Source organism: Streptomyces sp. NPDC059897 (assembly GCF_042730865.1).
Taxonomy (GTDB): domain Bacteria; phylum Actinomycetota; class Actinomycetes; order Streptomycetales; family Streptomycetaceae; genus Streptomyces.
Window position 1 is genome coordinate 88256 of the sequence record NZ_JBHWKQ010000029.1, and the last position, 10095, is coordinate 98350.

Here is a 10095-nt window from a genome sequence, read left to right on the forward strand (position 1 = left end):
GCTTGCCGGTACTCGTCAGTACTCGACCCGTACATGGTCCGTCGTCGGCAGTGCCTGGCACGCGAGGGTGTAGCCCTCCGCGAGGTCCTCGGCGTCGAGCACCTCGTTGTGCCGCAGCGTCACCGTGCCCTCCACGACCCGGCATGTACAGGCCGCGCAGGCGCCCTCGCGGCACGAGTACGGGGCCGGGACGCCCGCCGCGAGAAGCGCGTCGAGGAGCGGGGTCCGCTCGTCGCCCGCCGCCTCGTGGGTCTGTCCGTACAGCTCGGCGGTGACCGTCACCGTGGACCCCACGGGGGCGGGTGCCTCGAACACGTCGCCGGACAGGGAGAAGTACCGCTCCCGGTGCACGGCGGCCGCGCCCGCCTCGCGCAGCACGTCCTCGGCCCCGTCCATCAGGGGCTGCGGCCCGCACAGATAGGCGGTGCGGCCGGGCGCGAGCGGGGTGAGGAGCGCGCCGAGCGCGGCCCGGGTGGGCAGCCCCTGGAGGGTCTCCAGCCAGTGGACGACCGCGAACCGGCCGGGGTGTTCCTCCGTGAGGCCCCACAGCGCGTCCCGGAAGATCACCGAGTCCTGGTCGCGGTTGGCGTAGACGAGGGTGACGGTGCCGGTGCCCGCGGCGAGCACGGAGCGGGCGATGGACAGGCACGGGGTGATGCCGCTGCCGCCCGCGAGCAGCAGCACGTCCTCGTCGAGCGACGCGGGTGTGAAGGTCCCGGCGGGCGGCAGGCACTCCAGTACGTCGCCGGGTCCGATCTCCTCGCACACCCACCCGGAGCCCGCCCCGCCGGGCACCTTCTTCACGGTGACGCGCGGCGGCTCCCCGGTGTACGGGGAGGAGGCGAGGGAGTAGCAGCGGGCGCCGCCGCCGGGGATCCGCAGGGTGAGGAACTGGCCGGGCAGGTATGGGAGTTCGGGGGCGTCGAGGACGAGGGAGACCGCCTCCGCGGTCTCCCGCACGACCTCGGCGACCCGCAGGGTGAGCACGCCCGTGACCGGTTCGGCGAGGTCAGCGCTGGTCACGCCGGGTCACCTCCAGACGGCCCTCGTCGACGGCCCGGTCGATGGACGCGCGCAGCTGCGGGCAGCCCTGCGCGTCGAGGCGCGGGCAGCCGGCGGACGCGGCGCGCGTCCACTGGATCTGCAGGTGGTACGGGCTGTACTTCTCGCAGAGCACCTGGCCGCCGCAGGCGCCGCAGCCGACGGGCGTCATGCCCCGCCTCCGGTGATGTACGAGGTGACGCCGCCCGCCTTGAGGTTCCGCTCGGCCTCGGCACGCCAGTTGTCGTTGGCGTGCCGGGTGTCCAGCTCGAACTCGAAGCGGTCCGTCATCTCCTCCTTGACGTCGGCGGCGTCGACGTAGAACTGCTCGTACCAGCGCCGCAGTTGGTAGACCGGGCCGTCCTCCTCGGTGAGGAGCGGGTTGTCGATGCGGGTCTTGTTCTTCCAGATCTCGACGTCCTGCTCGAAGCCGACGGCGAGGCCCTCGCTCGTGACGCGGGCGGCCTCGGTGGCCTCCTCGTCGCTCATGCCGGGCAGCTTCTTGACCATGGCGCCGTACATGAGGACGAACCTGTCGGGGCCGACCGGGTAGTGGCAGTTGATGAGGACGGTCTCCATCTCGACGCCGGGCGCGACCTCCGCGTACAGCCAGTCGATCATGTACGAGGGGCCGAAGTAGGAGGCCTCGGAGCGCAGTCCGCCGGAGGCGGAGAGGGTGCCGAGGTCGACGTCGGGGCGCGGCTCGGACCGCATGTACTGGGTGGCGACGTGACCCTCGAAGACATTCTTGAAGAACACCGGGAACGAGTAGTGCACGTAGTAGAAGTGCGCCATGTCGACGACGTTGTCGACGATCTCGCGGCAGTTGGTGTCGATGGTGACGGCGTTCCACTGCCAGTCCGACCAGAGCTCAGTCTCCTCCAACGGGCCGTGGATTCCGGCGAGTTCGGGGATGTCCTGGTCGGCCGGGGGTGGGTTGCCCTCGGGGTCGTGCCAGACGAAGAGCTGCTTGTTGCGCTCCAGGGCGTGCCAGGTGCGGGTCTTGGCGCGGGGCGGGACGCGGCGGGCGTAGGGGATCTCGCGGCAGCGGCCGTTGCCGCCCCAGCGCCAGTCGTGGAAGGGGCAGGCGAGGGTGTCGCCCTTGACGGTGCCGTGGGCGAGGTTGCCGCCCATGTGCGGGCAGAACGCGTTGAGGACGTGCAGTCGGTGGTCCTCGGCGCCTTCGAAGACGACGAGGGTGGTGCCGAACGCCTCGACCTCGTGCGGCTTTCCGTCGCGGAAGTCGACGGCCAGGCCGATGCAGTGCCAGCCGCGGGCGAATCGGGTGGGGGCGGCGCCGGTGTCGATGACACGTACGTCATGGGTGGTCGTCATGGCGGCATCAGGCTTTCTGTGAAGGATCCGAGAGAGCGACGGCGATGTCGATGAGCTGGTCCTCCTGGCCGCCGACGAGCCCGCGGCGGCCGGCCTCCAGGAGGATGTCGGTGGCGCTGACCCCGTAGTGGGCGGCCTGGCGCTCGGCGTGCTTGAGGAACGAGGAGTACAGGCCCGCGTAGCCGATGAGCAGCGAGTTGCGGTCGAGGAGGCACTCGTCGGCCATGATCGGGCGGATCTTGTCCTCGGCCGCGTCGATGATCTGCAGGACGTCGATGCCGGTGCGCCAGCCGGAGCGTTCGGCGACCGCCGCCCAGGCCTCGGTCGGGGTGTTGCCGGCGCCCGCGCCGAAGCGGCGGGTGGAGGCGTCGATCTGGCGGGCGCCCGCGCGGACGGCGGCGATGGAGTTGCCGACGCCGAGGCCCAGGTTCTCGTGGCCGTGGAAGCCGACCTGCGCGTCGTCGCCGAGTTCGGCGACGAGCGCGGAGACCCGGTCGGTGACGCCGTCCATGAGGAGCGCGCCCGCGGAGTCGACGACGTACACGCACTGGCAGCCCGCGTCGGCCATGATCCGGGCCTGCTTCGCGAGGGTCTCCGGGGTGGTGGAGTGGGCCATCATCAGGAAGCCGACGGTCTCCAGGCCCATCTCGCGGGCGAGCTGGAAGTGCTGTTCGGAGACGTCGGCCTCGGTGCAGTGGGTGGCGACCCGGCAGACGGCGGCGCCGTTGCCCTGTGCCTCGCGGATGTCGTCCTTGGTGCCGAGTCCCGGGAGCATCAGAAAGGCGATCTTCGCGCGGGTGGCCGTGTCGACAGCCGTCTTGATGAGCTCCTGCTCGGGGGTGTGCGAGAAGCCGTAGTTGAAGGAGGAGCCGCCGAGTCCGTCGCCGTGGGTGACCTCGATGACAGGCACACCGGCCGCGTCGAGGGCGCCGACCACCGTGCGCACCTGGCCGGTGGTGAACTGGTGGCGGTGGGCGTGCGAGCCGTCACGGCAGAACGAGTCGGTGACGCGGATGTCGAGGGTGTCCGAGAACGGGCGGGCCAGGCTGGTCACTTGGTGGTCCCCTTCAGCTGCTGCTTCGCGAACTCCTCGCCGACCTTGGTCGCGGCGGCGGTCATGATGTCGAGGTTTCCTGCGTACGGCGGCAGGAAGTCGCCCGCGCCCTCGACCTCCAGGAACAGGGCGACGCGGGCCATGCCGCCGTTCTCGGGGCGGGCCACGTCGAACTGCGGCTGCGCGCGCAGCCGGTAGCCGGGCACGTACTCGGCGACCTGGGCGGCGACCTCGTGGACGCTGCGGGTGATCGCCTCGTGGTCGGCGCCCTCGGGGATGGCGCAGAAGACGGTGTCGCGCATGATGACGGGCGGCTCCGCCGGGTTGAGGATGATGATCGCCTTGCCGCGCTCGGCGCCGCCGATGTCCTCGATGCCGCGCGAGGTGGTGCGGGTGAACTCGTCGATGTTCTGCCGGGTGCCGGGCCCCGCGGAGACGGAGGCGACGGACGCCACGATCTCCGCGTACTTCACCGGGACGACCCGGGACACCGCGTACACCATGGGGATGGTGGCCTGGCCGCCGCAGGTGACCATGTTGACGTTGTCGGCGGCGAGGTGGGCGGTGAGGTTGGCGGGCGGGACGACGCCGGGGCCGACGGCGGCCGGGGTGAGGTCGATCGCCCTGATGCCCGCCTCCTTGTAGCGGGGCGCGTTGGCCGCGTGCACGTACGCACTGGTCGCCTCGAAGACGAGGTCGGGGAGTTCGTCCTGCGCGAGGAGCCGGTCGACGCCCTCGTGGGTGACGTCGAGCCCGGCGGCGCGTGCCTTGGCGAGGCCCTCGCTTGCCGGGTCGACGCCGACCATCCAGCGGGGCTCGATGTGCTCGGAGCGCAGGAGTTTGTAGAGGAGGTCGGTTCCGATGTTGCCGGAGCCGACGATGGCGGCGGTCGCCTTTGTCGTCATACGGGACCTCACTTGACTCACTTGGTGAACGTCAGGGACACCGGGCCGAGCCCGGTGAAGTCGGCGGTGTACGTGCGGCCCGGTGCCACGTCGACGGCCCGCGTGCACGAGCCGGGCAGGATGAGGTGCCCGGCCTCCAGGCGCACCCCGAACCGGGCGACCGTGCGGGCGAGCCAGGCGACGGACTCGGCGGGGTCGCCGAGCACGGCGTCGCCGCGCCCGGAGGCGAGCGCAGCCCCGGTGTCGTCGCTGAGGTGCGCCTCCACGTCCCTGAGGTCGAGGTCGCCGATGGGCCGGCCCGCGCCGGTCACGTATCCGGCCGACGAGGCGTTGTCGGCGATGGTGTCGGCGATGGCGATGCGCCAGTCCGCGATCCTGGAGTCGATCAACTCCAGTGCGGGGACGACGCGTTCGGTGGCGGCGCGGACGTCGGCGGCGGTGCACTCCTCGCCGGGCAGCGCGGCGCCCAGCACGAAGCCGATCTCGACCTCGACGCGCGGGGCGCAGTACCGGCCGACGGGCACGGGGGCGTCCTCGGTCAGCTCCATCGTGGACAGGAGGTGGCCGTAGTCGGGTTCGTCGACGCCCATCATCCGCTGCATCACGGGCGACGACAGGCCGACCTTGTGGCCGCGGACGGTTTCGCCCGCGGCGAGTCGGTCCCGGATGCCGATGAGCTGGATCTCGTAGGCGTCGACGGCGGTGATGCCGTCGAAGGTCTCGGTCAACGGACGGATCGGCGAGCGCGCGGACTCCGCCGCGGCCAGCGCTTCGGCGGCCTTGCGCCGCTCGGCTTCCGTGAGCATCGGGCCCGCTCCTCGCTGCTGGGTTGCTCGGGTGCGGCGACCGTAGGCGGCGCTCTGTGGCGGCGGCGACGGCGTGTTCCCGGTGAGCGGGAAGCCGTGGCTGACCGGGTGGCGGCGGCTCTGCGAGCCTCCCCGGCGTGACCGAGTTCCCACAGGAGGGGCACGCCGGATGACCGGGTACAGCAGGGAGCAGGAGGAGCTGCGGTCGGCGGTGCGTCAGGTGCTCGCCGCCCATGAGGGCGCGGCGGCCTGGGCGCCGCTGGCCGGGCAGGTCGGGGTGGCGGGGCTCGCGACCCCGGAGGAGTACGGGGGTTTCGGCGCTGGCGCCGGTGAACTCGTGGTCGTCGGCGAGGAGTTGGGGCGAGTATTGAGTCCCGTGCCGTTCCTGGACAGCGCGGTGCTCGTGCCGCGGGCGCTGGCGGCGAGCGGGGACGGCGGGGCGTGCGCACGGCTGCTTCCGGGGCTCGCGGAGGGGGCGCGGACGGCGTCCCTCGCGTGGGCCGAGGACCGCGGCGCGGGCTGGGACCCGGGCCGTACGCGCACGCACGCGACCCTCGACCGGGGCGTGTGGCGGCTGTCCGGCGCGAAGGAGCACCTGCTCGCGTGCGGTGACGACTTCCTGGTGGTCGCGCGGACGGAGCGGCACGGCCCGAGCCTGTTCCACGTCCTGGCGACGGCGGACGACGTACGTGTCTCGTCCGTGCCCGTGATGGACGGGACCCGGCCGCAGTGGCGCCTGGACCTGCTCCGCACGCCGGCCGAGCCGGTGGGCCAACTCGGCGACGCCGAGCGCGTGTTGGTCGGCGCACTGGAGGCGGGCGCCCTCGTGCTCGCGGCCGACGCAGTGGGCGGCGCGACGGCGGTCTTCGAGCTGACGCTGCGGTACGCGAAGGAGCGGGAGCAGTTCGGCCGGGCCATCGGCTCGTTCCAGGCGGTCAAGCACCGCCTCGCCGACCTGTTCACAAAGCTGGAGTCGGCCCGCTCACTGCTGCTCGCCGCCGCGCACGGCGACGTCCCGGCGGGGGCCGCGAAGGCCGTGTGCTGCGAGACGTACGAGCACGTCGCGGGCGAGGCGATCCAGCTGCACGGCGGCATCGCCATCACCTGGGAGCACCCCGCCCACCGCTTCTTCAAGCGCGCCCACTCCACGGCCCGCCTGCTCGGCTCCCCCGCCTGGCACCGCGGGCGCCTGGCCCTCACCTGACCACCCACTGGCCCTCGCCGACCCCAGTGACCCTCGCCCTCGCCCGACCACCCACAACCTTTAAGGACCGCCATGCCCGAACAGGTGGACGTCGTCATCGTCGGCGCCGGATTCTCCGGTCTCTACGCCGCGTACCGGATGCGTGAACTCGGCCTGAGCATCGCCGGGTTCGAGCGCGGCGCGGACGTCGGAGGGGTCTGGTACTGGAACCGGTACCCGGGCGCCCGCTGCGACGTGGAGTCCGTCGACTACTCGTACTCCTTCGACAAGGACCTGGAGCAGGAGTGGGACTGGTCGGAGAAGTACGCGACGCAGCCCGAGATCCTGCGCTACGTGGAGCACGTCGCCCAACGCCACGACCTGCGGCGGCACTTCACCTTCGGCACGTCCGTGGTCTCCGCCGAGCTGGACGAGGAGCGGCTGCGCTGGACGGTGCGCACGGACGGCGGCCAGGAGGTCGAGGCACGGTACGTACTCTTCGGCGTCGGCTGCCTGTCCTCCACCCACCTCCCCGAGATCGAGGGCATCGCCGACTTCGCCGGGGCCTCGTACCACACGGGTGAATGGCCGCACGAGGGCGTGGACTTCACCGGGCTTCGGGTCGGCGTCATCGGCACGGGCTCGTCCGGCATCCAGTCGATTCCGGAGATCGCCCGGCAAGCCGCCGAGTTGACGGTGTTTCAGCGAAGCGCCAACTACTCGATCCCGGCGGGCAACAAGCCGCTGAGCGACGCGGACCGGGCCGCGCAGAAGGCGGGCTACGCCGAGCGGCGCCGCCTCGCCCGCCGCTCCGGGGGCGGCTCGCCGCACATGGCGCATCCGCTGAAGACGCTGGATGCCTCGCCCGAGGAGCGCCGGGCGGCGTTCGAGGAGCGCTGGGAGCTGGGCGGCGTCCTGTACTCGAAGACGTTCCCCGACCAGCTCACCGACCGTGCGGCGAACGACGAGGCGCGCCGGTTCTGGGAGGAGAAGGTGCGGGCGGAGATCGCCGACCCGGCCGTCGCCGAGCAGCTCGTCCCCGTCGACCATCCCATCGGCACCAAGCGGATCGTCACGGACGACGGCTACTTCGCGACGTACAACCGCGACAACGTGCACCTGGTGAACCTGCGCGCCAATCCGGTCGAGCGGATCGAGGCGGCCGGCATCCGCCTCGCGGACGGCACGCTCACCGAGCTCGACGTGATCGTGTACGCGACCGGCTTCGACGCGATGACCGGCTCCCTGGACCGGATCTCGGTGACCGGCCGGGGCGGGCGCACGCTGAAGGAGGCGTGGGCGGCGGGCCCGCGCACGTACCTCGGGCTCGGCGTGGACGGCTTCCCGAACCTGTTCAACCTCGCGGGCCCCGGCTCGCCGTCCGTCCTCGCCAACATGATCCTCTGCGGCGAGCAGCACACCGACTGGATCGCCGGGCTGCTCGGCCATCTGCGCGAGGGCGGCTACGCGGGCGTGGAGGCGCGTGCCGACGCGGTGGACGCGTGGGTGGACGAGTGCCGGAAGCGGGCCGACGGCACGCTGATGACGGCGGCGGACTCCTGGTACCTCGGCGCCAACATCCCTGGAAAGCCACGGGTGTTCATGCCGTTCGTCGGTGGCTTCGGGGTGTACGGCGACATCATCGAGAAGGTCGCGGCGGCCGGGTACCAGGGGTTCGAGCTGCTCAGCGAGTGAGGTTCCTCGCCAGGTCGAGGTCGGCTCAGCGAGTGAGGTTCGCAAGGTCGGCGAAGGCGGCGGCGCAGGCGGCCTTCGCCTCGGGCAGGGCGGCCTCGCCGCCCATCGTCATGAAGCCGTGGAACGCCTCGTCGTAGCAGTGGTACCGCGTGGGCACCCCGGCCGCGGTCAGGAGTTCGGCGTACCGCCGGCCCTCGTCGCGCAGCGGATCGAACCCGGCGGTGACGACGAACGCGGGCGGAAGGCCGTCGAACCGGACCGCGGAGAAAGGAGTAGCACGGGGGTCGCGGGCGTCCTCGGGGCGGGTCAGGTACTGCTGCCAGTACCAGCGCAGATGGTCGGCGGTGACGAAGTACCCGTGCGCGTTCTCCGCGTACGAGGCCGAGTCCCGGGCCGGGTCCAGCATCGGGTAGTACAGGTGCTGGGCGGCGAGGGCTGGCCCGCCGCGCTCCCGGGCGAGCAGCGCGGTGACCGCGGCGAGATTGCCGCCCGCGCTGTCTCCCGCGACGACGAGGGGCCGGCCCGGGTGGGTTCGCGCGGCCCACAGGAGCGCGGTGTAGGCGTCCTCGGGGGCGGCGGGGAAGGGGTGCTCGGGCGCGAGCCGATAGCCGACGGACACGACCAACACCCCTGTCGCGTAGGCGAGTTCACGACAGAACCCGTCGTGCGAGTCGAGCGAGCAGAGCACCATGCCGCCGCCGTGGAAGAAGACGACGACGGGCGCGTTACCGGTGTCGCTGGCGGGGTCGTAGACGCGCACGGGCACACCGTCGGCGTCCTGGTCGGTCACCCGGTGCAGGGCGGGGAGCCGGGGCGGCGGTGGGGCGGGACGTTCCGCGAAGAACGTGCGCACGTCACGTATGTCGGTGAACTCGGTGCCCAGGGCGGGATAGTTGGCGGTGCAGACGTCGATGAGCGCCTGCACGTCGGAACGGGGACGGCGGCCGGAAGGTGTTGTCACTGCCCACCATCCTCTCCCCGCCCCCGCTGAGCGAACACCGGCATCCGTCCGGCCGACGCGCCGCCGTCCGCGGCGACCTCGGCGCCGGTGAGGTACGAGGCGTCGTCGGAGGCGAGGAACGCGACGAGCCGGGCGACCTCCTCGGGCCTGCCGATGCGGCCGAGCGCGGCGGCCGGGTGCTCGGTGGTGCCGAGGTGGGCGGTCATCGCCGTGTCGATGGCGCCGGGGAAGACGGCGTTGACGCGGATGCCGTCGCCGCCGAGTTCGAGCGCGGCGGTCCGGCTCAGGCCGCGCAGCCCCCACTTCGCCGCCCCGTACGAGCCGTGCCCCCAGATGCCCTGCACCCCGGCCTGCGAGGAGATGTTGACGATCGACCCGCCCCGCTCCCCCGCCCGCATGGCGGGGACGACGGCCTGGAGCCCCAGGAACGGGCCGACCAGGTCGACCTTGAGGATCCGTTCCAGCTGCGCCGGGTCCTCGTCGACGATGGGGGACGTCGTGTAGATCGCGGCGTTGTTGACGAGGACGTCGAGCCGGCCGTACGTCTCGGTGGCGACGCGGACGGCGCCCGCCCACGACGCGGCGTCGGTGACATCGAGGCGCACGAAGCGCGCGGCACCGTCCCCCAGTTCACCGGCGACCTTCTCCCCCTCCGCCACGAGCACGTCCCCCAGCACGACCCGCGCCCCACGGCCGACCATTTCCCGCGCGATGGCCTCCCCCATGCCCCGCGCCGCACCGGTCACCAGGGCGACCTTCCCGGCCAGTTGCCCTTCACTCACGTCTACTTGTCCCTCACTCATCCGCGTTTCCCTCCAGCTCCACGTCGTCTCCGAACAGCCCAGGGCGACTCGTGCCACCCACCCGAACCCTTCCCCTGCACGGCTCCCCACGGGACCGCGGAATCCCGCTCAGCGGGAGAGTTTCGGCCGGTTCACGGCTTGTGCATTCGCTTTGCACACACGGACCCTGACGACTTGTCAGCGGAGTCGGGGAGCTGGGAGCGGGAGCCGGCTCCATGGGGGGGTGCCCCTATGACTTTGGTCAAGGGGCAATCGGGGTTGGTGGTTGGTAGTAGGTGCCGTCGCGGAGCATCGCGAAGAGGACATCGGCTC

General features: G+C 72.1%; 10 protein-coding genes. 2 read left to right on the forward strand and 8 right to left on the reverse strand.

The window, feature by feature from the left end; all coding sequences use genetic code 11:
• Nucleotides 1-15: 15 nt before the first annotated feature.
• The 6 genes from ACFV9W_RS27655 to ACFV9W_RS27680 are packed head-to-tail and all read right to left on the reverse strand — an operon-like array spanning nucleotide 16 to nucleotide 5141.
• Nucleotides 16-1023 (reverse strand): 2Fe-2S iron-sulfur cluster-binding protein, encoded by a 1008-nt coding sequence (locus tag ACFV9W_RS27655; RefSeq protein ID WP_385765716.1) that lies wholly within the window; start codon nucleotides 1021-1023, stop codon nucleotides 16-18.
• Nucleotides 1010-1213, reverse strand: a complete 204-nt coding sequence (locus ACFV9W_RS27660) for a hypothetical protein (RefSeq protein WP_385765719.1) — start codon at nucleotides 1211-1213, stop codon at nucleotides 1010-1012. Before ACFV9W_RS27660 ends, ACFV9W_RS27655 begins: the two co-directional genes overlap by 14 nt.
• Nucleotides 1210-2376 (reverse strand): Rieske 2Fe-2S domain-containing protein, encoded by a 1167-nt coding sequence (locus ACFV9W_RS27665; protein WP_385765722.1) that lies wholly within the window; start codon nucleotides 2374-2376, stop codon nucleotides 1210-1212. The genes ACFV9W_RS27660 and ACFV9W_RS27665 overlap by 4 nt, the downstream gene beginning before the upstream one ends.
• A 7-nt stretch (nucleotides 2377-2383) precedes the next feature.
• Nucleotides 2384-3430 carry a 4-hydroxy-2-oxovalerate aldolase gene (gene dmpG / locus ACFV9W_RS27670; RefSeq protein WP_385765725.1) on the reverse strand — a complete coding sequence of 349 codons (1047 nt, stop codon included), beginning with the start codon at nucleotides 3428-3430 and terminating at the stop codon, nucleotides 2384-2386.
• Nucleotides 3427-4335, reverse strand: coding sequence for an acetaldehyde dehydrogenase (acetylating) (locus tag ACFV9W_RS27675; protein ID WP_385765728.1), 909 nt, complete (start codon nucleotides 4333-4335; stop codon nucleotides 3427-3429). The genes dmpG and ACFV9W_RS27675 overlap by 4 nt, the downstream gene beginning before the upstream one ends.
• A 17-nt stretch (nucleotides 4336-4352) precedes the next feature.
• Nucleotides 4353-5141: a 2-keto-4-pentenoate hydratase gene (locus ACFV9W_RS27680; protein ID WP_385765731.1), complete on the reverse strand. Its 789-nt coding sequence runs from the start codon at nucleotides 5139-5141 to the stop codon at nucleotides 4353-4355.
• Nucleotides 5142-5310: 169 nt separating this feature from the next.
• Between ACFV9W_RS27680 and ACFV9W_RS27685 the strand changes: the two genes are divergently transcribed.
• Both ACFV9W_RS27685 and ACFV9W_RS27690 read left to right on the forward strand, forming a co-directional pair.
• Nucleotides 5311-6345, forward strand: a complete 1035-nt coding sequence (locus tag ACFV9W_RS27685; RefSeq protein WP_385765734.1) for an acyl-CoA dehydrogenase family protein — start codon at nucleotides 5311-5313, stop codon at nucleotides 6343-6345.
• A gap of 72 nt (nucleotides 6346-6417) precedes the next feature.
• A complete protein-coding gene (locus ACFV9W_RS27690) occupies nucleotides 6418-8019 on the forward strand; it encodes a flavin-containing monooxygenase (RefSeq protein ID WP_385765737.1) in 1602 nt (533 codons plus the stop codon).
• A gap of 25 nt (nucleotides 8020-8044) precedes the next feature.
• On the opposite strand, the gene ACFV9W_RS27695 is transcribed toward ACFV9W_RS27690, so the two are convergent.
• A complete protein-coding gene (locus ACFV9W_RS27695) occupies nucleotides 8045-8980 on the reverse strand; it encodes an alpha/beta hydrolase (RefSeq protein WP_385765740.1) in 936 nt (311 codons plus the stop codon).
• The gene (locus ACFV9W_RS27700) at nucleotides 8977-9762 is read right to left on the reverse strand and encodes an SDR family NAD(P)-dependent oxidoreductase (RefSeq protein WP_385765743.1); all 786 of its coding nucleotides are present in this window, start codon (nucleotides 9760-9762) and stop codon (nucleotides 8977-8979) included. Before ACFV9W_RS27700 ends, ACFV9W_RS27695 begins: the two co-directional genes overlap by 4 nt.
• Nucleotides 9763-10095: the final 333 nt, after the last annotated feature.